This window comes from Streptomyces sp. NPDC033174, from assembly GCF_055577795.1.
This window is the reverse complement of record NZ_JBVIPQ010000008.1, coordinates 180,219-203,308: the sequence shown is the minus strand read 5'-3', so window position 1 is coordinate 203,308 and position 23,090 is coordinate 180,219. Positions and strand designations below refer to the sequence as shown.

General features: G+C 68.8%; 30 protein-coding genes. 3 read left to right on the top strand and 27 right to left on the bottom strand.

Annotated elements, in window-relative coordinates; translation table 11 throughout:
• Positions 1-2: 2 nt before the first annotated feature.
• Genes ACZ5VC_RS25300 through ACZ5VC_RS25290 form a run of 3 tightly spaced genes read right to left on the bottom strand, consistent with a single transcriptional unit; the run spans position 3 to position 2,412 of the window.
• Positions 3-371, bottom strand: a complete 369-nt coding sequence (locus ACZ5VC_RS25300) for a holo-ACP synthase (RefSeq protein WP_469122289.1) — start codon at positions 369-371, stop codon at positions 3-5.
• Between the two features lie 7 nt (positions 372-378).
• Positions 379-2,226: a glutamine--fructose-6-phosphate transaminase (isomerizing) gene (gene glmS / locus ACZ5VC_RS25295; RefSeq protein WP_469122288.1), complete on the bottom strand. Its 1,848-nt coding sequence runs from the start codon at positions 2,224-2,226 to the stop codon at positions 379-381.
• A gap of 30 nt (positions 2,227-2,256) precedes the next feature.
• Complete coding sequence (locus tag ACZ5VC_RS25290) at positions 2,257-2,412, bottom strand: hypothetical protein (RefSeq protein ID WP_469122287.1); 156 nt, start codon at positions 2,410-2,412, stop codon at positions 2,257-2,259.
• Positions 2,413-2,648: 236 nt separating this feature from the next.
• On the opposite strand from ACZ5VC_RS25290, the gene coaA reads away from it, so the two are divergent.
• Positions 2,649-3,638 (top strand): type I pantothenate kinase, encoded by a 990-nt coding sequence (coaA, locus tag ACZ5VC_RS25285; RefSeq protein ID WP_468708332.1) that lies wholly within the window; start codon positions 2,649-2,651, stop codon positions 3,636-3,638.
• Between the two features lie 11 nt (positions 3,639-3,649).
• Positions 3,650-4,570, top strand: a complete 921-nt coding sequence (locus ACZ5VC_RS25280; RefSeq protein ID WP_469122286.1) for a DUF389 domain-containing protein — start codon at positions 3,650-3,652, stop codon at positions 4,568-4,570.
• Positions 4,571-4,618: 48 nt separating this feature from the next.
• Here ACZ5VC_RS25280 and glmM read toward each other — a convergent pair whose 3' ends face one another.
• The 5 genes from glmM to ACZ5VC_RS25255 form a co-directional block, all read right to left on the bottom strand.
• Positions 4,619-5,977 carry a phosphoglucosamine mutase gene (glmM, locus tag ACZ5VC_RS25275; protein WP_469122285.1) on the bottom strand — a complete coding sequence of 453 codons (1,359 nt, stop codon included), beginning with the start codon at positions 5,975-5,977 and terminating at the stop codon, positions 4,619-4,621.
• Between the two features lie 133 nt (positions 5,978-6,110).
• The gene (gene rpsI, locus ACZ5VC_RS25270) at positions 6,111-6,629 is read right to left on the bottom strand and encodes a 30S ribosomal protein S9 (RefSeq protein WP_189963067.1); all 519 of its coding nucleotides are present in this window, start codon (positions 6,627-6,629) and stop codon (positions 6,111-6,113) included.
• 44 nt (positions 6,630-6,673) lie between these two features.
• Positions 6,674-7,117, bottom strand: coding sequence for a 50S ribosomal protein L13 (gene rplM, locus ACZ5VC_RS25265; RefSeq protein ID WP_468708338.1), 444 nt, complete (start codon positions 7,115-7,117; stop codon positions 6,674-6,676).
• 265 nt (positions 7,118-7,382) lie between these two features.
• A complete protein-coding gene (locus ACZ5VC_RS25260; protein WP_469122284.1) occupies positions 7,383-8,969 on the bottom strand; it encodes a serine/threonine-protein kinase in 1,587 nt (528 codons plus the stop codon).
• Between the two features lie 76 nt (positions 8,970-9,045).
• A complete protein-coding gene (locus ACZ5VC_RS25255; protein WP_469122283.1) occupies positions 9,046-10,668 on the bottom strand; it encodes an ABC-F family ATP-binding cassette domain-containing protein in 1,623 nt (540 codons plus the stop codon).
• Positions 10,669-10,724: 56 nt separating this feature from the next.
• Here ACZ5VC_RS25255 and ACZ5VC_RS25250 point away from each other — a divergent pair, with 56 nt between their 5' ends.
• Positions 10,725-11,600, top strand: coding sequence for a hypothetical protein (locus ACZ5VC_RS25250; protein ID WP_469122282.1), 876 nt, complete (start codon positions 10,725-10,727; stop codon positions 11,598-11,600).
• A 13-nt stretch (positions 11,601-11,613) separates the two neighbouring features.
• Here ACZ5VC_RS25250 and truA read toward each other — a convergent pair whose 3' ends face one another.
• The 19 genes from truA to rplX all read right to left on the bottom strand — a co-directional run bounded on the left by truA (position 11,614) and on the right by rplX (position 23,088).
• Positions 11,614-12,468 carry a tRNA pseudouridine(38-40) synthase TruA gene (truA, locus tag ACZ5VC_RS25245; RefSeq protein WP_469122281.1) on the bottom strand — a complete coding sequence of 285 codons (855 nt, stop codon included), beginning with the start codon at positions 12,466-12,468 and terminating at the stop codon, positions 11,614-11,616.
• An 83-nt stretch (positions 12,469-12,551) separates the two neighbouring features.
• Positions 12,552-13,043 (bottom strand): 50S ribosomal protein L17, encoded by a 492-nt coding sequence (gene rplQ, locus ACZ5VC_RS25240; RefSeq protein WP_468708343.1) that lies wholly within the window; start codon positions 13,041-13,043, stop codon positions 12,552-12,554.
• Positions 13,044-13,161: 118 nt separating this feature from the next.
• Positions 13,162-14,184, bottom strand: coding sequence for a DNA-directed RNA polymerase subunit alpha (locus tag ACZ5VC_RS25235; RefSeq protein ID WP_003956430.1), 1,023 nt, complete (start codon positions 14,182-14,184; stop codon positions 13,162-13,164).
• 128 nt (positions 14,185-14,312) lie between these two features.
• On the bottom strand, positions 14,313-14,717 hold the full coding sequence (gene rpsK / locus ACZ5VC_RS25230; protein ID WP_003956432.1) for a 30S ribosomal protein S11: 405 nt from the start codon (positions 14,715-14,717) through the stop codon (positions 14,313-14,315).
• A gap of 102 nt (positions 14,718-14,819) precedes the next feature.
• Entirely contained in the window at positions 14,820-15,200 is a 381-nt protein-coding gene (gene rpsM, locus ACZ5VC_RS25225; RefSeq protein WP_365718491.1) for a 30S ribosomal protein S13, read from the bottom strand.
• Positions 15,201-15,393: 193 nt separating this feature from the next.
• Entirely contained in the window at positions 15,394-15,507 is a 114-nt protein-coding gene (rpmJ, locus tag ACZ5VC_RS25220; RefSeq protein WP_003956441.1) for a 50S ribosomal protein L36, read from the bottom strand.
• 62 nt (positions 15,508-15,569) lie between these two features.
• Complete coding sequence (gene infA, locus ACZ5VC_RS25215; RefSeq protein WP_003956442.1) at positions 15,570-15,791, bottom strand: translation initiation factor IF-1; 222 nt, start codon at positions 15,789-15,791, stop codon at positions 15,570-15,572.
• Between the two features lie 175 nt (positions 15,792-15,966).
• Complete coding sequence (gene map, locus ACZ5VC_RS25210) at positions 15,967-16,803, bottom strand: type I methionyl aminopeptidase (protein WP_468708346.1); 837 nt, start codon at positions 16,801-16,803, stop codon at positions 15,967-15,969.
• A 121-nt stretch (positions 16,804-16,924) separates the two neighbouring features.
• Entirely contained in the window at positions 16,925-17,590 is a 666-nt protein-coding gene (locus ACZ5VC_RS25205) for an adenylate kinase (RefSeq protein ID WP_469122280.1), read from the bottom strand.
• Entirely contained in the window at positions 17,590-18,909 is a 1,320-nt protein-coding gene (gene secY, locus ACZ5VC_RS25200; protein ID WP_468708351.1) for a preprotein translocase subunit SecY, read from the bottom strand. Before secY ends, ACZ5VC_RS25205 begins: the two co-directional genes overlap by 1 nt.
• Before the next feature lie 265 nt (positions 18,910-19,174).
• On the bottom strand, positions 19,175-19,630 hold the full coding sequence (gene rplO, locus ACZ5VC_RS25195) for a 50S ribosomal protein L15 (protein ID WP_468708352.1): 456 nt from the start codon (positions 19,628-19,630) through the stop codon (positions 19,175-19,177).
• 1 nt (position 19,631) lies between these two features.
• The gene (rpmD, locus tag ACZ5VC_RS25190; RefSeq protein ID WP_015035589.1) at positions 19,632-19,814 is read right to left on the bottom strand and encodes a 50S ribosomal protein L30; all 183 of its coding nucleotides are present in this window, start codon (positions 19,812-19,814) and stop codon (positions 19,632-19,634) included.
• Entirely contained in the window at positions 19,814-20,416 is a 603-nt protein-coding gene (rpsE, locus tag ACZ5VC_RS25185) for a 30S ribosomal protein S5 (RefSeq protein ID WP_254372698.1), read from the bottom strand. The genes rpmD and rpsE overlap by 1 nt, the downstream gene beginning before the upstream one ends.
• 46 nt (positions 20,417-20,462) lie before the next feature.
• Entirely contained in the window at positions 20,463-20,846 is a 384-nt protein-coding gene (gene rplR, locus ACZ5VC_RS25180) for a 50S ribosomal protein L18 (protein ID WP_469122279.1), read from the bottom strand.
• A gap of 3 nt (positions 20,847-20,849) precedes the next feature.
• Positions 20,850-21,389 (bottom strand): 50S ribosomal protein L6, encoded by a 540-nt coding sequence (gene rplF / locus ACZ5VC_RS25175; protein WP_468708356.1) that lies wholly within the window; start codon positions 21,387-21,389, stop codon positions 20,850-20,852.
• Between the two features lie 21 nt (positions 21,390-21,410).
• The gene (rpsH, locus tag ACZ5VC_RS25170; RefSeq protein WP_018528360.1) at positions 21,411-21,809 is read right to left on the bottom strand and encodes a 30S ribosomal protein S8; all 399 of its coding nucleotides are present in this window, start codon (positions 21,807-21,809) and stop codon (positions 21,411-21,413) included.
• 209 nt (positions 21,810-22,018) lie between these two features.
• On the bottom strand, positions 22,019-22,204 hold the full coding sequence (locus tag ACZ5VC_RS25165) for a type Z 30S ribosomal protein S14 (protein ID WP_003956452.1): 186 nt from the start codon (positions 22,202-22,204) through the stop codon (positions 22,019-22,021).
• A 3-nt stretch (positions 22,205-22,207) separates the two neighbouring features.
• Positions 22,208-22,765 carry a 50S ribosomal protein L5 gene (rplE, locus tag ACZ5VC_RS25160; RefSeq protein WP_019888759.1) on the bottom strand — a complete coding sequence of 186 codons (558 nt, stop codon included), beginning with the start codon at positions 22,763-22,765 and terminating at the stop codon, positions 22,208-22,210.
• Positions 22,765-23,088, bottom strand: coding sequence for a 50S ribosomal protein L24 (gene rplX / locus ACZ5VC_RS25155; RefSeq protein ID WP_019888758.1), 324 nt, complete (start codon positions 23,086-23,088; stop codon positions 22,765-22,767). Before rplX ends, rplE begins: the two co-directional genes overlap by 1 nt.
• Between the last annotated feature and the right edge of the window lie 2 nt (positions 23,089-23,090).

The window sequence follows — 23,090 nt, the reverse complement described above, 5'->3', positions numbered from 1 at the left end:
GGTCAACCCTCGGCGATCACCACCGCCGACGCCACCCCCGCGTCGTGGCTGAGCGACACATGCCAGTTCCGCACGCCCAGTTCCGCCGCCCGCGCCGCCACCGTCCCGCGCACCCGCAGCCGCGGCTGCCCGGTCTCCTCGACGTAGATCTCGGCGTCGGTCCAGTGCAGCCCGGCCGGCGCGCCGAGCGCCTTGGCGACGGCCTCCTTCGCGGCGAACCGCACCGCCAGCGACGCCGGCCCGCGCCGCTCCCCACTCGGAAGCAGCAACTCACGCTCCAGGAACAGCCGGTGCAGCAGCCCCGGCGTCCTCTCCAGCGACGTGGCGAAGCGGTCCACCTCCGCCACGTCGATCCCCACCCCAATGATCATTCGACGCTCACTCCACTGTCACCGACTTCGCCAGATTCCTCGGCTGGTCCACCTCGTTGCCCCGGGCCGTCGCCAGCTCACAGGCGAAGACCTGCAGGGGCACGGTCGCCACCAGCGGCTGCAGCAGCGTGGGCGTCGCGGGGATCCGGATCAGATGGTCGGCGTACGGCACGACCGTCTCGTCCCCCTCCTCCGCGATCACGATCGTCCGAGCCCCGCGCGCCCGGATCTCCTGGATGTTGGAGACGATCTTGTCGTGGATCACCGAGCGCCCCCGGGGCGACGGCACGACGACCACGACCGGCAGATCCTGCTCGATCAGCGCGATCGGACCGTGCTTCAGCTCGCCCGCCGCGAAGCCCTCCGCGTGCATGTACGCGAGCTCCTTGAGCTTCAACGCCCCTTCGAGCGCCACCGGGTAGCCGACGTGCCGCCCCAGGAACAGCACCGTGTCCTTGTCGGCGAGCGACCGCGCCAGGGCCCGTACCGGCTCCATCGTCTCCAGGACCCGCTCCACCTCGTCGGAGATCTTCGCGAGGTCCCTGATCACCGCGTGGATCTCGTCGCCCCACTTGGTGCCACGGATCTGCCCGAGGTAGAGCGCCACCAGATAGCAGGCCACGAGCTGCGTCAGGAACGCCTTCGTGGAGGCGACGGCGACCTCGGGTCCGGCGTGCGTGTACAGCACCGCGTCCGACTCGCGGGGGATCGTGGAGCCGTTGGTGTTGCAGATGGCCAGCACCTTGGCGCCCTGTTCGCGGGCGTGGCGCAGGGCCATCAGGGTGTCCATCGTCTCGCCGGACTGCGAGATCGCGACCACCAGCGTGCGGGGGCCCAGGATCGGGTCCCGGTAGCGGAACTCGCTCGCCAGCTCGACCTCGCAAGGGATGCGGGTCCAGTGCTCGATGGCGTACTTGGCGATCAGACCGGCGTGGAAGGCCGTACCGCACGCCACGATGACGACCTTGTCGGCCTCGCGCAGCACCGCGTCGGGGATCCGGACCTCGTCGAGGGTCAGCGACCCCGCCGCGTTGATCCGCCCGAGGAGCGTGTCGGCGACCGCCTTGGGCTGCTCGGCGATCTCCTTGAGCATGAAGTAGTCGTAGCCGCCCTTCTCGGCGGCCGAGGCGTCCCAGTCCACGTGATACGCCCGCACCTCCGCGGGCGCCCCTTCGAAGTCCGTGACCGTGACACCGTCGCGGCGCAGCTCGACGACCTGGTCCTGCCCCAGTTCGATCGCCGACCGCGTGTGGGCGATGAACGCGGCCACGTCGGACGCGAGGAAGGACTCGCCCTCCCCCACGCCCACCACCAGCGGCGAGTTGCGCCGCGCGCCGACCACGACGTCCGGCTCGTCGGCGTGCACCGCGACCAGCGTGAAGGCCCCTTCGAGACGCCGGCACACCTGCCGCATCGCCTCGGCCAGGTCCCCGCACGAGGAGAAGGACTCGGCGAGCAGATGCGAGACGACCTCCGTGTCGGTCTCCGACGCCAGCGCGTGCCCGCGCTCGGTGAGCTCGTCGCGCAGTGCCGCGAAGTTCTCGATGATGCCGTTGTGGACCACGGCGACCCGGCCCGCGTTGTCGAGATGCGGGTGCGCGTTGGCGTCGGTGGGCCCGCCGTGGGTGGCCCACCGGGTGTGTCCGATGCCGGTGGACCCGCTCGGCAGCGGCCGGTCCCCCAGCTCCTTCTCCAGGTTGACGAGCTTGCCCGCCTTCTTCGCCGCGGCCAGGCCTCCGTCGGAGAGCACCGCGACCCCGGCCGAGTCGTAGCCCCGGTACTCGAGCCGCTTGAGGCCCGCGATCACTACATCAAGCGCCGACTGCCCGCCGACGTAACCCACGATTCCGCACATGGCGGCAGCCTACGGCGACCTCGGCCCAGCTCAGCTGAGCTTGGCCACCTGCGCGTCGATGACGGCCTTCGGCTGCTTCTCGACCTTGAGGGAGAGACCCATCGCGGCGAACGACGCGAGGGTGTTGCCCTGACGCACCGCGCCGAGCTTGGTCACCATCGTGTCGCCGTCCAGGTCGCCCGTCACCGTCCAGGTGAGCGTGCGCTCGGCCGCCCCTTTGTCACCGCCCTCCGATGCCGACCCACCGCAGGCGGCGGCGAGCAGCGACAGGCTTCCTCCCCCGACTTTCTCCCCGGGCTTTCTCCAGTGGCCTTCTCCCCCCGGTACCTCTCGCCCGTGGCGAGCCCCACAGGGTGTCCGTCCTACCCCCACGTGACCGAGCACACGGCCCACAACCGCCCCGCACCCCCGACAATGTCCCTGTGATCACTTCGCCGCCACGAAGCACCCCTCGCCGGGCCGAGGCCACGCCCTATGTCGACCTCACCCGGGCCGAGTGGAGCGCCCTGCGCGACAAGACCCCCCTGCCGCTCAGCGCGGAGGAGGTCGAGCGGCTCCGCGGTCTCGGCGACGTCATCGACCTCGACGAGGTCCGCGACATCTATCTGCCGCTGTCCCGGCTGCTCAACCTCTACGTCGGCGCCACCGCCAACCTCCGCGGCGCCCTCAACACCTTCCTGGGCGACGCCGGCAACGGCCACGGCACCCAGCAGGGCACCCCGTTCGTCATAGGGGTCGCCGGGTCGGTCGCGGTCGGCAAGTCCACCGTCGCGCGTCTTCTCCAGGCGCTGCTGGCCCGCTGGCCCGAGCACCCGCGCGTCGAGCTGGTCACCACCGACGGCTTCCTCTACCCCATGGAGGAGCTCAAGCGGCGCGGTCTGATGTCTCGGAAGGGTTTCCCCGAGTCGTACGACCGGCGCGCCCTGACCCGCTTCGTCGCCGACATCAAGGCGGGCAAGGAAGAGGTCAGCGCCCCCGTCTACTCGCACCTCATCTACGACATCGTGCCGGGCGAGCGCCTCACCGTCCGCCGCCCCGACATCCTGATCGTCGAGGGCCTCAACGTCCTGCAGCCGGCCCTCCCCGGCCAGGACGGCCGCACCCGGGTCGGCCTCGCCGACTACTTCGACTTCAGCGTGTACGTCGACGCCCGCCCCGAGGACATCGAGCGCTGGTACCTCAACCGCTTCCGCAAGCTGCGCGAGACGGCGTTCCAGAACCCCTTCTCGTACTTCCGCAAGTACACGCAGGTCTCCGAGGACGAGGCCCTCGACTACGCGCGCACGATGTGGCGGACCATCAACAAGGTGAACCTGCTGGAGAACGTGGCCCCGACGCGCGGCCGTGCGACGCTCGTCGTACGCAAGGGTCCGGACCACAAGGTCCAGCGCCTGTCCCTGCGCAAACTCTGAGGAGCCACGGGGTGCTGCATCTCCGTCTGATCGTCCCGTCCGACCGCACCGACGAGGTCGTCCGTACGCTCGAGAAGACGGTGGGCACGGCCCATCTCGCGATCGTGCCCGGCGCCGCCCGCAACCCGGCCGGGGACCTCGTCCTGTGCGACGTCGCCCGGGAGGCGGGCGACGAACTGATCGCCGACCTGAAGGCCCTGGGCGTCGACCGGGACGGGTCGATCGCCGTGGAGAACATCGACCTCTCGCTCTCCAAGCGGGCCGACAAGGCGGAGGACGAGGCGCCGGGCGAGGGCGCGGACGCGGTGCTGTGGGAGGCGCTCACGGAGGCGACCCACGAGGAGTCGACGCTCTCCGTCACATACGTCCTGTTCCTCGCGGTCGCCACGATGCTCGCCGCGTGCGGTGTGATGCTCGACAACGCGATCCTGATCGTGGGCGCGATGGCGGTGGGCCCGGAGTTCGGCCCGCTGGCGGGCATCTCCACCGCGCTGGTGCAGCGCGCGCCCCGGCTGGTGTGGCGCTCTCTGGTGGCCCTGCTCGTCGGCTTCGCGGCGGCGATGCTGATGACGGCGGGCTTCGCCTGGCTGATGGACGCCCTCGGCCTTTTCGAACGCTCGATGGTCGAGGCGGCCCGCCCGAACACCGCCTTCATCTGGAAGCCGGACTGGATGTCCTTCGTCGTCGCCTTCCTGGCGGGCATCGCGGGCACGCTCTCGCTGACCTCGGCGAAGTCGGGCGCGCTGATCGGCGTCGCGATCTCGGTGACCACGGTCCCGGCGGCGGCCAACGCCGCCGTGGCGTTCAGCTACACGGACTACGGCCAGTTCACCGGCTCGGCCGGCCAGCTGCTGGCCAACCTGGGCGGCATCGTCCTCGCCGGCACGCTGACGCTCCTGACCCAGAAGTGGCTCTGGTCCAGAACGCGCTGACCCCGGGGCGGACATCCGCCCCGGGCCTCGACGTACTGCGGGGGGGTTCTACCCGAGCGCGGACTTCACCGCGTCGGCCAGCCGCCCGGCGACCGTCCGCGCCTGCTCGATGTCCGCCGCCTCGACCATGACCCGCACCAGCGGCTCCGTACCCGAGGGGCGCAGCAGCACCCGCCCGGTCGCGCCCAGGTCACGTTCGGCCTCGGCGACCGCTCCCGCCAGCTCGGCGGAGGTCTTCACACGGGACTTGTCGACGTCCGGCACATTGATCAGGACCTGCGGCAGCCGCTCCATCACGCCGGCGAGCTCCGCCAGCGAACGGCCCGTGGCGGCGACCCGCGCGGCCAGCATCAGACCGGTCAGGGTGCCGTCGCCGGTGGTGGCGTGGTCGAGCACGATCACATGGCCGGACTGCTCGCCGCCCAGCGCGTACCCGTGCTCCTTCATCGACTCCAGGACGTACCGGTCGCCGACGGCGGTCTGCACCAGCTGCAGGCCCTCGCGCTCCATGGCGATCTTGAAGCCCAGGTTGGACATGACCGTCGCGACGACCGTGTCGCCGCGCAGTGTGCCGGCCTCGCGCATGGCGAGGGCCAGGACCGCGAGGATCTGGTCGCCGTCGACCTCGTTGCCCGCCGCGTCCACGGCGAGGCAGCGGTCCGCGTCCCCGTCGTGGGCGATGCCGAGGTCGGCGCCGTGTTCGAGGACGGCGGCCTTGAGGAGGTCCAGGTGCGTCGAGCCGCAGCCGTCGTTGATGTTGAGCCCGTCCGGCGTGGCGCCGATGGTGACGATCTCGGCACCGGCGCGGGTGAACGCCTCGGGCGACACCCGGGAGGCGGCGCCGTGCGCCTCGTCGAGGACGACCTTCAGCCCGTCGAGCCGGTTGGGCAGGACGGTCATCAGGTGGCCGACGTACTTTTCGAAGCCCTCGTCGTAGTCGGTGACCCGGCCCACGCCCGCCCCGGTCGGCCGCTGCCACGGGGCACCGGTGCGGTGCTCCTCGTAGACGGTCTCGATCCGGTCCTCCAGCTCGTCGGCGAGCTTGTGACCGCCGCGCGCGAAGAACTTGATGCCGTTGTCGGGCATGGCGTTGTGACTCGCGGAGAGCATCACGCCGAGGTCGGCGCCGAGCGCACCGGTGAGATACGCCACCGCCGGGGTGGGCAGCACACCGACGCGCAGGACGTCCACGCCCGCGCTCGCGAGACCCGCCACGACGGCGGCCTCCAGGAACTCTCCCGACGCACGCGGGTCCCGCCCGACCACGGCGGTCGGCCGGTGCCCCTCGAAGGTGCCCGCCTCGGCGAGCACATGCGCCGCCGCGACCGACAGGCCGAGCGCCAGCTCCGCCGTCAGATCCGCGTTGGCGACACCGCGCACGCCGTCCGTGCCGAAGAGTCGTCCCACAGTTGTCCTCCGAAAATGCTCCGAAATACAGGCCTCCAGGGCTTTGTGTGCCCCGAGGTCGTGGAAAGACGTACGCCCCGACAGCACAGAGGTGCCGCCGGGGCGTACGTTCAAAGCAGGCCGAGCAGGCGATTTAGCGCTTGCTGTACTGCGGGGCCTTACGGGCCTTCTTGAGACCGGCCTTCTTGCGCTCGACCGCACGGTCGTCGCGGGAGAGGAAGCCGGCCTTCTTCAGCGCCGGGCGGTTGTTGTCGACATCCGCCTCGTTCAGCGCGCGGGCCACGCCGAGGCGCAGGGCGCCGGCCTGGCCGGAGACGCCGCCACCCGAGATGCGGGCGATGACGTCGTAGCGGTTGTCGAGCTCGAGCACCTTGAAGGGCTCGTTGACTTCCTGCTGGTGCACCTTGTTGGGGAAGTAGTCCTCAAGGGTGCGACCGTTGATCTTCCACTTGCCGGTGCCCGGAACGATCCGGACGCGGGCGATGGCGTTCTTGCGACGGCCCAGGCCGGCGGCCGGCTGCGGGTCGCCGAAGCGGGAAGCCATCGACTCGGTGGTGTACTCGCCCTCGACGGGGACCTCGGACTCGAAGGTGGTGACCTCCGCGTAGGTCTCTTCGCCCTCGACGGGGGTCTCAACAGTGGTCTCGGCCACGATTCTCCTCAGATTTCTTTCGTTCTTAGGGGGTGTGGCCGGAACTACTGCGCGACCTGGGTGATCTCGTACGGGACCGGCTGCTGAGCAGCGTGCGGGTGCTGGTCGCCCGCGTAGACCTTCAGCTTCGAGAGCATCTGACGGCCCAGGGTGTTCTTGGGGATCATGCCCTTGATGGCCTTCTCGACGGCCTTCTCGGGGTTCTTCGCGAGGAGCTCGTCGTAACGGACGGAGCGGAGACCACCCGGGTAGCCGGAGTGGCGGTACGCCATCTTCTGGGTCTTCTTGTTGCCGGACAGGTGAACCTTGTCGGCGTTGATGATGATGACGAAGTCGCCCATGTCCATGTGGGGGGCGTACATCGGCTTGTGCTTGCCCCGGAGGAGGTTCGCTGCCGTAGTCGCCAGACGGCCCAGGACGATGTCCTGCGCGTCGATGATGTGCCACTGGCGCGTGACATCGCCGGGCTTGGGGCTGTACGTACGCACGGTCGTAGCCTTCGCTTCTTCAGTGATGGAGTTCTCCCGGCCCAGAGGGCTCAGGAGATGGGTCCTGACAAGCCCACCTGGACGATCACGACAGCCTTGGCGGCGCTACGGGGACGCAACCCGAGTGCCTGCCGCTGGTCATCGGCCCGGTGGACCGGCGTAAGGGCCCCTCGCGTGAGAACGACCAAGCCAATACGCATAACGAACCAGAAGAATACTCGGCGTCCCCCGCCCGGGTCAAAACGCGTCCCCGGCCCCGGGCCGGTCAGGGCGCACCGAGCGCGCGGGCCAGGGCGTCGGCCTGGTTCCGGTTGTAGGCCCCGCTGATCTGCACCGTCTTCCCCGTCAGCTTCTCCATCACGACGACATGGCTGACCAGCCTGTCCTCGCCGAGCACCATGGCCAGCTGGTTCTCCGGCTCCGCCCGCCCCGCGACCTTGCCGCTCAGCGCGCTGAAGGCGGACCGGTCGGCGTCCCGGAAGGTGACACTGACCCGCCAGGTGCCCGGCGTCTCCGACTCAACGACCTTGACGTCCTCGAAACGGCCGACGGTCATCCCGTCCGTGCTCTTGGTCACCACGCACTTGTCGCGGTTGTCTGAGGTGAAGGAGCGGCCCTCGGGGGGCGGGGACTCCAGGGGCATCGCCCCGGGCTGGTCGGAGAAGCACACCCCCTGGCGCACGCTCTCCACCTCCAGGACGCGCAGCGGCGCGACGGGCGCGCCGACCGTCCGGGCGTCGGCCTCCCAGGGACGTACAACCGCCAGCGCGGTCCCGGCGACGACGAGCGCGGCGGCCGCGACGGCCCACCACAGCCGCCCGCGTGCCGGCCGGTGCGCCCGCGTCCCGTCCGGCCGGGTGCCCGGCCCGGCCCATGGATCGGGCCGGCCGTACTTCCCGGCCCCGGTCTCCAGCACCGCCGTGCCCGGCGGCGTCGGCACGGGGGCCGTCGCCGCGTCCGGGTCCACCCGGCGGCTCGCCTCCTCGACCGCTCGCAGCCGGTCCTGCCGGTGGCGTTCGATCTCCGCCGTCCAGGACGGGCCGAGCCACTCGCGCCGGGCGTCGGTCCCCCCGTCCAGCCGCTGCGAGGTGTAGTCCAGCAGGTCCGCCGGGGTGGGCCGCTTCGCCGGGTCGAGGGCCAGGCAGGGCAGCACCAGCGCCTCCAGCCCGCCCGGCAGCCCGTCGATGTCCAGGTCGCCCGTCGCGGCGCGCACCAGCTGCTCCAACGCCGGGCCCGCGCCGCCGTCGCGGTAGGGCGCGCGGCCGACGGCCAGGTAGAAGAGGGTCGCGCCGAGCGAGAAGACGTCGGAGGCGGCGGTCGTCGGCTCGCCGCGCGCCTGCTCCGGCGACGCGTAGGCGACGGTGCCCAGGGCCGTTTCCGTACGGGTCACGTCATGGGCCTGGGAGATGCCGAAGTCGATCACCCGTGGGCCGTCGAGCGGCAGCAGTACGTTCGACGGCTTGACGTCCCGGTGCACGAGACCCGCCGTGTGCAGCGAGACCAGGGCCTCGGCCATGCCCGCCGCCACCCAGTGCAGGGCGCGCGGGCCGAGGGTCCCGCAGCGCTCCACGAGATCCTTCAGCGAGGGAGCGGGGACGTACTCGGTCGCCATCCACGGCACGTCGGCCCCGGCGTCCGCGTCCACCACGCTCGCGGTGTAGACGCCTCTCACGCGCCGGGCGAGCCCGACCTCGCGGGCGAACCGCCGCCGGTCGTCCTCGCTGTCGGTGAGCAGTGTCTTGACCGCCACCAGCCGGCCCCCGGGCGAGCGGGCGAGATAGACCCGCCCCATGCCCCCGCTGGCCACCTCCGCGAGCACGGTGAACGGCCCGCACTTCTGCCCCGGCTGCATAGCCCCACCCCCGGCAGGCACCTTACCGACGGGTGCGCCGGTGCGCGGGGTTATCGGCCTCGGTCGTCGCGCGCGCTCAGCGCGCCCGCTCCACCCGCCGCTCGTCCCACACCGGCTCCGTCGTCTCCCGGACCACCCCGTCCGAGCCGAAGACCAGATACCGGTCGAAGGAGCGCGCGAACCAGCGGTCGTGGGTCACCGCCAGGACGGTTCCCTCGTACGCCTCCAGGCCGTCCTGGAGGGCCTCGGCCGACTCCAGGTCCAGGTTGTCGGTCGGCTCGTCGAGCAGCAGCGCCGTCGTCCCGGACAGTTCGAGCAGGAGGATCTGGAAGCGGGCCTGCTGTCCGCCGGACAGCCGGTCGAAGGGCTGGTCCCCCTGCCGCTCCAGCTCGTACCGCCGCAGCACGGACATCGCCCCGCCGCGGTCCTTCGCGTGCTCGGTCCACAGGATGTCGACGAGCGGGCGGCCCTTGAGCTCCGGGTGCGCGTGGGTCTGCGCGAAGTGGCCGGGCACGACCCGGGCGCCCAGCTTCCAGGTACCGGTGTGCGCCACCGACGGGTCCCCGGCGAGCAGCCGCAGGAAGTGCGACTTGCCGGAGCCGTTCGAACCGAGCACGGCCACCCGCTCGCCGTAGAAGACCTCCAGCGAGAACGGCTTCATCAGACCCGTCAGCTCGAGGCCCTCGCAGGTCACGGCCCGCACGCCGGTACGGCCGCCCCGCAGCCGCATCCGGATGTCCTGCTCGCGCGGCGGCTCCGGCGGCGGGCCGGCCTCCTCGAACTTCCGCAGCCGCGTCTGCGCCGCCGCGTACCGCGAGGCCATCTCATGGCTGACCGCCGCCGCCTGCCTCAGGTTCAGCACCAGCTTCTTCAGCTGGGCGTGCTTCTCCTCCCAGCGCCGCTTCAGTTCCTCGAACCGCGCGAACCGCTCCCGCCGCGCCTCGTGGAAGGTGCCGAAGCCCCCGCCGTGGACCCACACGTCCGACCCGGCCGGGCCCGGCTCCACCGCCACGATCTTCTCGGCGGCCCGCGCCAGCAGCTCGCGGTCGTGCGAGACGAACAGCACGGTCTTACGGGTCTCCCGCAGCCGCTCCTCCAGCCACCGCTTGCCCGGGACGTCCAGATAGTTGTCCGGCTCGTCGAGCAGCAGGACCTCGTCGGGGCCCCGGAGCAGCGACTCCAGGACCAGCCGCTTCTGCTCGCCGCCGCTGAGGGTGCGCACCTCGCGGAACTGCGCGCGGTCGTAGGGCATCCCCAGCGCCGCCGTCGTGCACATGTCCCAGACCGTCTCGGCCTCGTACCCCTGCACCTCGGCCCAGTCGCTCAGCGCCTGCGCGTAGGTCATCTGCGCGGCCTCGTCGTCCACCGTCATGATCAGGTGCTCGGCCTCGTCGACGGCCTTCGCGGCCTCACGGATCCGCGGCTGCGCCACCGAGACGAGCAGGTCACGGACCGTACGATCGTCGCGCACCGAGCCGACGAACTGCGGCATCACGCCGAGACCGCCGCTGACCGTCACCGAGCCGCCGTGCGGCTGGAGCTCCCCGGAGATCAGCCGGAGCAGGGTGGTCTTCCCGGCCCCGTTCGCGCCGACGAGCGCGACGACCGCCCCCTCCCCCACGCGGAAGGAGGCGTCTCCCAGCAGGACCCGCCCATCCGGAAGGTAGTACTCAAGATGCGCGGCTTCGACATGTCCCATGGTCCGCATTGTCGCCGCCGTCTCGACCTGCGCCCAACCGGTTTAGGATGCGCGGCATGAGTTTCGGGGGACCCCAGTGGCCGCAAGAGCCGCAGCAGCCGTTCGGGCAGCACCAGCAGCAGCCGCAGACACCGGACTGGGGCGCACTCGCCGACGCCTCGGCCGCACGCGCACGCCGTAAGCGCTGGCTCATGATCGGCGGCGGCGCGCTCGCCACCGTCGCGGTCGCCGCGATCGTGGCGACCGCCGTGGTGACCTCCAACAACGAATCCGCGACCGGCGACCCCGGGAAGAACGGCACCGCGCTTCCCACGGCCACCGACCTGCCGAGCGACACGACGCAGCCCCAGCCGTCGTTCTCCTCGGTCGCCCCGCCGCCCCCGCCGAACCCCAAGGACTTCATCGCCACCGAGCAGAAGGACCGCGCGCCGCTGAGCGCCGACTCCCTCTTCCCCGGCAAGAAGCTCACGATGAGCGGCCGCGCCTACGCGAAGGGCGCGACCTCCTCGACGACGGACTGCGCCTCCGTCACGCAGGGCGGCCTCGGCGGTGTCCTGCAGAAGAACGGCTGCGACCGCGTGATCCGCGCCACGTACGAGAAGGACGGTGTGGCCATCACCGTCGGCGTCGCCGTCTTCTCCACCGAGGCCGAGGCGCTCCGCGCGAAGGACCAGGCGACCGGCGGCATCGCACCGCTCGCCGGCTCCGGCGTCGCCGACTTCTGCCGGGCCACGGTGTGCCTGCGCCGCGCCAACTCCCTCGGCAGGTACGCCTACTTCACCCAGGCCGGCTTCACCAACGGCAAGAAGGTGTCCAAGGGCGACCAGGGCGTCTTCACGACCAGCGACGACCTGGCCAACTTCACGTTCAACCAGATCTACGCCCGCGGCCGCACCCAGGCGTCAGCGGCGGCCGCCGCCCCCGGGGAGTGACCGCGGCGACCTCTCAGCAGCAGCCGCCCGTGCCCAGTGAGCGCTTGTTGCGCGCCTCCAGGTTGCGGGCGGCGAGCAGCTCGTCGGCCGGGTAGCCGACCTCCTCGAGCGTGAGTCCGTGCGGTCGCACGACATGGACCGCCGAGTCACGCACGCCCGCGGCCAGCACCTTGCCCGGCCAGTCCACCGGCCGGTGCCCGTCCCCGACGAACAGCAGGGCGCCCACCAGCGAGCGCACCATGTTGTGGCAGAAGGCGTCGGCCCGCACGGTCGCTTCGAGGATCCCTCCGGGCCGCCGCTCCCAGGAGAGCTGCTGCAGCGTACGAATGGTGGTCGCGCCCTCGCGCCTCTTGCAGTACGCCGCGAAGTCGTGCTCCCCGACCAGCGCTTCGGCGGCCGCGTTCATCGCGTCCATGTCGAGCGTCCAGTCGTGCCACAGCACATGGCCGCGCAGCAGCGGATCGACACCGCCGGGGTTGTCGGTGACCCGGTAGGCGTACCGCCGCCAGATCGCCGAGAAGCGCGCGTTGAAGCCCGGGGGGGCCTCCTCGACCTTCCACACCCGCACGTCGTGCGAGAGACGCCCGGCCAGCCGCCGCAGCAGCTTGTCCCGGTGCTCCGCCCACAGCGGCTCCGGGAGGTCGACATGCGCGACCTGCCCGCGCGCGTGCACCCCCGCGTCGGTCCGGCCGGCGACCGTCAGCTCGTACGTCTCCTTGGACCGGGTGACCGTGCGCAGCGCGTCCTCGATCTCCCCCTGCACGGTCCGGCGCCCCCCGGCCTGCTTGGCCCAGCCGGAGAAGTCCCTGCCGTCGTACGACAGATCCAGCCGCACCCGAACGAACCCGGGCTTCACCTCATCGCTCACGCGACAGCTCCTCTCAGAACCAGAACAAAGCGGAACGGGCCCGCCCCCGAAGGGACGGGCCCGCTCACCAGCCTTCAGAACGCTCAGGCGTCCTTGGCCTCGTCGGCCGGCTTGGCGTCCTCGGCCTCGGTGGCCTCGGCGGCCTTGGCCTCGTCGGACTCCTTGACCGCACGCTTGGTGGCGGCCTCGGCCTCGGCGACGGTCGCCTTCTTGGCGATCTCACCCTCGACCAGCTCGATCACAGCCATCGGGGCGTTGTCGCCACGACGGTTGCCGATCTTGGTGATGCGGGTGTAGCCACCCGGGCGCTCGGAGTAGCGCGGCGCGATCTCGGTGAAGAGCGTGTGGACGATGCTCTTGTCCGTGATCGTCGCAAGCACCAGGCGACGGTTGTGGATGTCGCCCTTCTTCGCCTTGGTGATCAGGCGCTCGGCGACCGGACGCAGGCGGCGGGCCTTGGCCTCGGTCGTGGTGATGCGGCCGTGCTCGAAGAGCGACTTCGCCAGGTTGGCGAGGAGCAGCTTCTCGTGCGCGGCGCTGCCGCCCAGACGGGCACCCTTTGCGGGACGCGGCATGGTGTTTCTCCTTGTGTCTGCACCGGCCGTGTCAGGTACCGGTGTCAGTTACCGACGGGCTAGTGCCCGCCGGAAGTCCGTGCCGGTCCCGGGGCCGAAGCCCCGGGACCGGGGAATGCTAGTACTGCTCGGTCTCGACGAAGCCCGCGTCCGCGTCGTCGTCGGCGCCGAAGGCGTCGGCGGCGGCGGTCGGGTCGAATCCGGGCGGGCTGTCCTTGAGGGCCAGGCCCATGCCGGCCAGCTTCGCCTTGACCTCGTCGATCGACTTCGCACCGAAGTTGCGGATGTCGAGCAGGTCGGCCTCGGAGCGCGCCACGAGCTCACCCACGGAGTGGATGCCCTCACGCTTGAGGCAGTTGTACGAACGAACGGTGAGCTCGAGCTCCTCGATCGGCAGCGCCAGGTCGGCGGCGAGGGCGGCGTCCGTCGGGGACGGACCCATGTCGATGCCCTCGGCGTCGATGTTGAGCTCACGCGCCAGACCGAACAGCTCGACCAGCGTCTTACCGGCGGACGCCATGGCGTCGCGCGGCCGCATGGCCTGCTTGGTCTCGACGTCGACGATCAGCTTGTCGAAGTCGGTGCGCTGCTCGACACGGGTCGCCTCGACCTTGTACGTGACCTTGAGCACCGGCGAGTAGATGGAGTCGACCGGGATACGGCCGATCTCCTGGCCCACCTGCTTGTTCTGCACGGCGGAGACGTAGCCGCGACCGCGCTCGACGGTCAGCTCCATCTCCAGCTTGCCCTTGCCGTTCAGCGTGGCGAGCACCAGGTCGGGGTTGTGCACCTCGACACCGGCCGGCGGGGCGATGTCAGCAGCGGTGACCAGGCCGGGACCCTGCTTGCGCAGGTACATCACGACCGGCTCGTCGTGCTCCGAGGAGACGACCAGCTGCTTGATGTTCAGGATGAGGTCGGTGACGTCCTCCTTGACGCCCGGCACGGTGGTGAACTCGTGCAGGACACCGTCGATGCGGATGGACGTGACCGCCGCACCCGGGATCGAGGAGAGGAGCGTACGACGCAGGGAGTTGCCGAGCGTGTAGCCGAAGCCCGGCTCCAGGGGCTCGATGACGAACCGCGAGCGGTACTCGTCGACGACTTCTTCGGTCAGCGAGGGACGCTGAGCGATCAGCATGGTGTGAATCCTTCAGTCATGGACACCCACTATTTGATGTCCTGAGGTACTGCTGGTACTGCAAGGGTACGGGCGGCACGCCCCCGAAGAGCCGTACCGCCCGAAGTCCTCAGTCAAGCAGCCGTGCGTCAGACGCGGCGGCGCTTGGGGGGACGGCAGCCGTTGTGCGGCGTGGGGGTGACGTCCTGGATCGAGCCGACCTCGAGGCCGGTGGCCTGGAGGGAGCGGATCGCGGTCTCACGGCCGGAGCCGGGACCCTTGACGAAGACGTCGACCTTGCGCATGCCGTGCTCCTGCGCGCGGCGGGCGGCCGACTCGGCGGCCATCTGCGCGGCGAAGGGGGTGGACTTGCGCGAGCCCTTGAAGCCGACGTGGCCGGCGGAGGCCCAGGAGATCACGTTGCCCGAGGGGTCCGTGATCGAGACGATCGTGTTGTTGAACGTGCTCTTGATGTGCGCGTGGCCGTGAGCGACGTTCTTCTTTTCCTTGCGGCGCACCTTCTTGGCAGCGCCCTGACGTCCCTTGGGGGGCATGTCTTTACTCCAGATGGAGGGAGGTGGTCGGTCCTACAGCGAAGACCGCTGGTACGCGGGTCCGGGAGTGGCCCCCCGGGGATCCGCAGTGTCCGCTGTGGACTACTTCTTGCCCGGCTTCTTCTTACCGGCGATGGCGCGACGCGGGCCCTTGCGGGTACGGGCGTTCGTGCTGGTGCGCTGGCCGTGGACCGGCAGGCCACGACGGTGACGCAGACCCTGGTAGCAGCCGATCTCGACCTTGCGGCGGATGTCGGCCTGGATCTCGCGGCGGAGGTCACCCTCGGTCTGGAGGTTGGCGTCCACGTACTCGCGGATCTTGACCAGGTCCTCTTCGGCCAGGTCACGAACGCGGGTGTTCGGGTTCACGCCGGTGGAGGCGAGGATCTCCTTGGACCGGGTGCGCCCGATACCGAAGACGTAGGTGAGTGCGATCTCCACACGCTTTTCGCGCGGGATGTCAACACCGGAAACGCGTGCCATTCAATGGCTCCTGTGGTGTTCGGAGGTCTTCCGCAGAACCGCTCCCGGCCGCCGACCGCTCGTATGAGAGGTGGTACGTCCGGGTCCCCGGCCTCCGCCGGAGGTGTCGCCGACCCTGGTGGGCTGGGCGGGCTCTGCGTATGTACGTATTACTTGCGTCGCGCGAAAACTGCGAGGTGCAGGTTGGCGTGCGTCAGCCCTGGCGCTGCTTGTGGCGCAGGTTGTCGCAGATGACCATGACCCGACCGTGACGGCGGATCACCTTGCACTTGTCGCAGATCTTCTTGACGCTCGGCTTGACCTTCATGGGATGTCAGGTTCTCCGGGTCAGTGACCAGCACCCTCGCCGAAGCGGGGTGTGGGCAAGATCTACTTGTATCGGTAGACGATCCGGCCACGCGTCAGGTCGTACGGAGAGAGCTCCACGACGACCCGGTCGTCCGGGAGGATACGGATGTAGTGCATCCGCATCTTGCCGGAGATGTGCGCGAGGACCTTGTGACCGTTCTGGAGTTCCACCTTGAACATGGCGTTCGGGAGGGACTCGATCACGGTGCCCTCAATTTCGATGGCACCTTGCTTCTTGGCCACGCTTCGCCTTTCGAATCGGCTACCTTGATCGACTCCCGCAACCGTGCGTGGACACACGGGTACACGAGAGCCGACGCATCAGTCTACGTCAGGCCTCTGGAAAAGACGAATCCGAGAAGTTTGCCCAGCGTAGAAGATCTTTAAGCGACGGAACAACCCCGGCAATTGCGACCAGCTACGCGAGCGGGTCCGGCGCCGCCGTCACGCCCAGCTCCGCGAGCTTCGCCTTGCCGCCGTCCGGGGCCGTCAGGACCAGCGGGCCCTCCTCCGTCAGGGCGATGGAGTGCTCCCAGTGGGAGGACCAGGTGCCGTCGGTCGTGATGACCGTCCAGTCGTCCTCGAGGACCTCGGTGTGGGGCGTGCCGAGGGAGACCATCGGCTCGATCGCCAGGCAGAAGCCGGGGACCAGCTTCGGGCCCTTGCCTCGCTTGCGGGAGACGTAGTTCAGCAGGTGCGGGTCCATGTGCATCTCGGTGCCGATGCCGTGGCCGCCGTAGTCCTCGATGATCCCGTACTTGCCCGTGGCCGGACGCGGCTGGCGGCGGATGTACGTCTCGATCGCGCGCGAGATGTCGACCAGCCGGTTGCCGTTCTTCATCGCGGCGATGCCGGCCCACATCGACTCCTCGGTGACCCGGGAGAGCTCGATCAGCTCCGGCGCGTGACCGGTGCCCACGAACGCCGTGTAGGCCGCGTCACCGTGCCAGCCGTCGATGATCGCGCCGCAGTCGATGGAGATGATGTCGCCGTCCTTGAGGACGGTCTTCTCGTCCGGGATGCCATGGACGACGACCTCGTTGACCGAGGTGCAGATCGTCGCGGGGAACCCGCCGTACCCGAGGAAGTTCGACTTCGCCCCGTGGTCGGCGATCACCTTGCGCGCGACCTCGTCCAGGTCCTTCGTCGTGGCGCCGGGCACCGCCGCCTCCCGGGTCGCCGCGTGGATGGCCGCGACGACCAGCCCCGCCTCGCGCATCTTCGCGATCTGCTCGGGGGTCTTGAGCTGCACCATGACGGCTGACGCCTTTCTCGGACTTCGGGGATTGCTCGTACAACGATACGGCCAACAGCACTGCGGCCGCGGCGCCCACCAAGGGGCACCGCGGCCGCAGCCTCACTTCGTACGCGCGGACCTAGGCGGCCGCGTCGTCCCCGCCTCGCAGCGCGCCCATGGCGCGCTCGGTCACCTCTTCGACCTTGCCGAGCGCCGAGATCGTGACCACCAGGCCCTGGACCTTGTAGTAGTCGATGATCGGCTCGGTCTGCGTGTGGTAGACCTCCAGACGCGTACGGACGGTCTCCTCGGAGTCGTCGTCGCGCTGGTACAGCTCGCCGCCGCAGACGTCGCAGACGCCCTCGGTCTTCGGCGCGGAGTACGAGACGTGGAAGACATGCGCGCTGTCGTTGCGGCAGATGCGGCGACCCGCGATCCGCTTCACGACCTCGTCCTCGGGGACCTCGAGGTCCAGGACCGCGTCGAGCTTCATGCCCTCGGCCTCGAGCATCCGGTCGAGCGCCTCGGCCTGGGCCACATTGCGCGGGAAGCCGTCGAGCAGGAAGCCGTTGGCGGCGTCGGGCTGCTCCATGCGGTCCTTGGCCATCCCGATGGTGACCTCGTCGGGTACCAGGTTGCCGGCGTCCATGTACGCCTTGGCCTGCCGACCCAGCTCCGTGCCCTTACTGATGTTGGCGCGGAACAGATCACCCGTGGAGATGTGCGGAATGTCCAGGTTCTTGGCAAGGTACGCAGCCTGCGTACCCTTGCCGGCCCCGGGCGGTCCGACGAGGACGATTCGCATCAGCGGAGGAACCCTTCGTAATTGCGCTGCTGGAGCTGGCTCTCGATCTGCTTCACGGTCTCCAGCCCCACACCCACGATGATGAGGATGCTCGTTCCGCCGAAGGGGAAGTTGGCGTTCGCGCCACCGAAGCCCGCCAACGCCATCGTCGGCACGAGAGCGATCAGACCCAGATACAGCGAGCCCGGCCAAGTGATCCGGTTGAGCACGTAGCTCAGATACTCGGCAGTAGGTCGACCAGCCCGGATACCCGGGATGAAGCCACCATACTTCTTCATGTTGTCCGCGACTTCCTCGGGGTTGAACGAGATCGCCACATAGAAGAAGGCGAAGAACACGATCAGGAGGAAGTACGCGGTGATGTAGTACGGGTGGTCACCCTTGACGAAGTGGGCTTCGATCCAAGTCTTCCAGCCCGCGGTCGAGTTGGAGAACTGGGCGATCAACGCCGGGATGTAGAGCAGCGACGAGGCGAAGATGACGGGAATCACACCCGCCTGGTTCACCTTGAGCGGGATGTATGTGGACGTACCGCCGTACGACCTGCGGCCGATCATGCGCTTCGCGTACTGCACCGGGATGCGGCGCTGGGCCTGCTCGACGAAGACGACGAGCGCGACCATCACGAAGCCGATCAGGATGACCGTGCCGAACTCGATCCAGCCCTTGGCGAGCTTGCCGCTCTCCTTGATGGCCCACAGGGCGCCCGGGAAGCCGGCGGCGATCGAGATGAACATCAGGATCGACATGCCGTTGCCGATGCCGCGGTCGGTGATGAGCTCACCGAGCCACATGACCACCGCAGTGCCCGCGGTCATCGTGATGACCATGGTGGCGGTGGTGAAGATGGACTGGTCGGGGACGACCTGGTCCGCCACGGTGCAGCCACTGAAGAGGGCGCCGGTGCGCGCCGTGGCCACCAGACCGGTGCCCTGCAGGATGGCGAGGGCGACCGTCAGATAACGCGTGTACTGCGTGATCTTGGTCTGGCCGGACTGACCCTCCTTCTTGAGGGCCTCGAGTCGGGGGATGACCACGGTCAGCAGCTGCAGGATGATGCTTGCCGTGATGTACGGCATGATGCCGAGCGCGAAGATCGTGATCTGCAGCAGCGCCCCGCCGCTGAACATGTTCACCAGGCCGAACAGGCTGTTGTTGCCCTGGCTCGCTTGATCCACACACATCTGGACGTTCTTGTAACTGACACCGGGCACCGGGATGTGTGCCCCGAGCCGGTACAGCACGATGATGCCGAGTGTGAAGAGCAGCTTCTTGCGCAGGTCGGGCGTCTTGAACGCCCGGGCGAACGCGGTGAGCACGGTGCCTCCTGCGACCCCCGCGCTATGCGTCAAGGGTGACGGTCTTGAGGTGCGACGAATAGAAATCGGTCAAACGCCGCGTGGCCGGAGCCAGGCGGCGGTGTCCCGGAGTCTGCGACGCCAGTCGCTGAAGTCGACAGCCTCCAGGTATTACAGCAACAGTGCACGCCACCTTACCGGCGGACATGCCCCCCTAGGAACGACCAACCGGGGATGCCCCTTTTGGGAGGCATCCCCGGTCGGATGTTCAAGCCATCGAGTCGTCTCAGACGAGCTCGGTGACGGTGCCGCCGGCAGCGGCGATCTTCTCCTTGGCGGAGCCGGAGACGGCGTCGACCGTCACCTGCAGCGCCACGGAGATCTCGCCGGTGCCGAGCACCTTGACGAGGCTGTTCTTGCGCACCGCGCCCTTGGCGACCAGGTCGGCCACCGTGACCTCTCCACCCTCGGGGTAGAGAGCGCCGAGCTTGTCCAGGTTGACAACCTGGTACTCGGTGCGGAACGGGTTCTTGAAGCCCTTGAGCTTCGGCAGGCGCATGTGGAGGGGCATCTGCCCACCCTCGAAGCGCTGCGGAACCTGGTAACGAGCCTTGGTGCCCTTGGTACCACGACCAGCGGTCTTACCCTTGGACGCCTCACCACGACCCACACGGGTCTTGGCGGTCTTGGCGCCCGGGGCAGGACGGAGGTTGTGGGCCTTCAGCGGGTTGTTCTCCGCCATGTCAGTCAACCTCCTCAACCGTCACGAGGTGGCGGACGGTGTGCACCATGCCGCGGAACTCGGGGCGGTCCTCCTTGACAACCACGTCGTTGACCTTCTTCAGGCCGAGCGAGCGCAGGGTGTCGCGGTGGTTCTGCTTGCTACCGATGTACGACTTCGTCTGCGTGACCTTGAGGCGAGCCATTACGCACCCGCCCCAGCCCGCGCACGGAGCAGAGCCGCGGGAGCGACGTCCTCGAGGGGCAGACCACGGCGAGCCGCGATCTCCTCGGGACGCTGCAGGCCCTTGAGGGCCGCCACGGTCGCGTGCACGATGTTGATCGCGTTGTCGGAGCCCAGGGACTTCGACAGGATGTCGTGAACGCCGGCGCACTCGAGCACGGCACGCACCGGGCCACCGGCGATAACACCGGTACCGGGGGAAGCCGGCTTGAGCAGGACGACGCCCGCGGCCTTCTCGCCCTGAATCGGGTGAGGGATGGTGCCCTGGATGCGCGGAACCTTGAAGAAGTTCTTCTTGGCTTCCTCGACACCCTTGGCGATGGCCGCGGGAACTTCCTTGGCCTTGCCGTATCCGACACCTACGGTGCCGTCACCGTCGCCCACCACGACCAGCGCGGTGAAGCTGAAGCGGCGACCACCCTTGACAACCTTGGCGACGCGGTTGATCGCGACAACGCGCTCAACGTACGCGGTCTTCTCGGCGGCAGGGCCACCGTCGCGACCCTTCCGGTCCCGCCGCTCGCCGCCACCGGCACCGCTTCCGCGGCGCTGGGGTCCAGCCATTGGATTTACCTCTCTCTGTTACGTCCGTTAGTCCCGGAACCGGGGCTTAGAACTTCAGCCCGGCTTCGCGGGCGGCGTCAGCCAGAGCGGCAATGCGCCCGGCGTACCTGTTGCCACCACGGTCGAACACGACAGCCTCGACGCCGGCGGCCTTGGCGCGCTCAGCGACGAGAGCACCGACCTGCTTGGCCTGCGCGGACTTGTCACCCTCGCCACCGCGGATCGACGCGTCCAGGTTCGACGCCGACGCAAGGGTGTGACCCTTGAGGTCGTCGATGACCTGAGCGGTGATACCACGGTTCGAACGCGTCACGACGAGGCGCGGACGCTCCGCCGTACCCGACACGATCTTGCGGATGCGCATGTGACGGCGCGCCTTGGCGGCACGCTTGTAAGCGTCGCCCTTGGCGATCTTCACACCGTATGCCATGGCTTACTTACCAGCCTTTCCGACCTTGCGGCGGATGACCTCGCCGGCGTACTTGACGCCCTTGGCCTTGTACGGGTCGGGCTTCCGCAGCTTGCGGATGTTCGCCGCGACCTCGCCGACCTTCTGCTTGTCGATGCCCTCGACCGAGAACTTCGTCGGCGACTCGACCTTGAAGGAGATGCCCTCGGGGGCATCCACCGTGATCGAGTGGCTGTAGCCGAGCTGGAACTCCAGAGCGGAGCCCTTCGCGGCGACGCGGTAACCGACACCGCTGATCTCGAGCGCCTTCGTGTATCCCTGGGTCACACCGGTGATCATGTTGGCCACCAGCGTGCGGGACAGGCCGTGGAGGGCCTTGTTCTGACGCTCGTCGTTCGGGCGGGTGACGTTGAGAACGCCGTCCTCACCCTTAACGATCTCGATCGGCGCGGCAACGGTGTGAGCGAGGGAACCCTTGGGGCCCTTCACCTGGACCGTACGGCCATCGATGGTGACGTCCACACCGGCGGGAACCTGGATAGGCAGCTTGCCAATACGCGACATTAGCTATTCCTCCGTTCCCGACTACCAGACGTAGGCGAGGACTTCCCCACCTACGCCCTTCTTGCCTGCCTGCTGACCGGTCAGGAGACCGTGCGACGTGGAGATGATCGCCACGCCCAGGCCACCGAGGACCTTCGGCAGGTTGGTGGACTTCGCGTACACGCGCAGACCGGGCTTCGAGATCCGCTTGATGCCCGCGATGGAGCGCTCACGGTTCGGCCCGAACTTCAGCTCGAGGACGAGGTTCTTGCCGACCTCGGCGTCCTCGACCTTCCAGCCGGTGATGAAGCCCTCCTGCTGGAGGATCTCCGCGATGTGCGACTTGATCTTGCTGTGCGGCATAGCCACGGTGTCGTGGTACGCCGAGTTCGCGTTACGCAGACGAGTCAGCATGTCCGCGATCGGATCAGTCATGGTCATGAATTGGCCTTCGGCCTCTCTCGCCGGGGTTTCCTGTATGCGCCATCCCTCTCCCCACTCAGTGGCGGGACGGGTGCGGTGCGGGGACCTACGGCGTAGTAAGTCGGTCAGGGCGGCGGGCGCCCAACCCCACAAGCCTACGGCATGTGAGGGAGGGCCCCCGCCGACCAGATACTTACCGAGAGCCCGGTATCAACCCAAGTGGGTTGTTACCAGGAGCTCTTGGTCACGCCCGGCAGCTCGCCACGGTGAGCCATCTCACGAAGGCACACGCGGCACAGGCCGAACTTGCGGTACACGGAGTGGGGACGACCGCAACGCTGGCAGCGCGTGTAGGCACGCACGCCGAACTTGGGCTTGCGGGCGGCCTTGGCAATGAGAGCCTTCTTCGCCACGGCTCACGCCTCCTTGAACGGGAAGCCGAGGTGACGGAGAAGGGCGCGGCCCTCGTCGTCGTTGGTCGCCGTGGTGACCACGGTGATGTCCATACCCCGGACGCGGTCGATCTTGTCCTGGTCGATCTCGTGGAACATGACCTGCTCCGTGAGACCGAAGGTGTAGTTGCCACGGCCGTCGAACTGCTTGGGGGACAGACCACGGAAGTCGCGGATGCGCGGAAGCGCGAGCGACAGGGTGCGGTCCAGGAACTCCCACATGCGGTCGCCACGGAGCGTGACGTGGGCACCGATCGGCTGACCCTCGCGCAGCTTGAACTGCGCGATGGACTTGCGGGCCTTGGTGACGGCCGGCTTCTGACCGGTGATCGTGGTGAGGTCGCGGATGGCGCCCTCGATCAGCTTGGAGTCGCGGGCGGCGTCGCCCACACCCATGTTGACCACGATCTTGACGAGGCCGGGAACCTGCATGACGTTCTCGTAGGAGAACTCCTCACGCAGCTTGCCCGCGATCTCCTCGCGGTACTTCGTCTTCAGACGCGGAGTGGTGGTGGTAGCCATCAGATGTCCTCACCCGTCCGCTTGGCAACGCGGATCTTGTTGCCTTCGTCGTCGAAGCGGTAACCGACGCGCGTGACGACCTTGTTGCCGTCCTTCTCCACGACGAGCTGAACGTTGCTCACGTGGATGGGGGCCTCGGTCGTGACGATGCCACCGGTCTGCGAACCGCGAGCGGTCTGGCCGGCCTTGGTGTGCTTCTTGACCCGGTTGACACCCTCGACCAGGACGCGGTCCTCACGGGGGAAGGCCGCGATGACCTTGCCCTGCTTGCCCTTGTCCTTGCCGGTGATGACCTGTACCAGGTCGCCCTTCTTGATCTTCATGC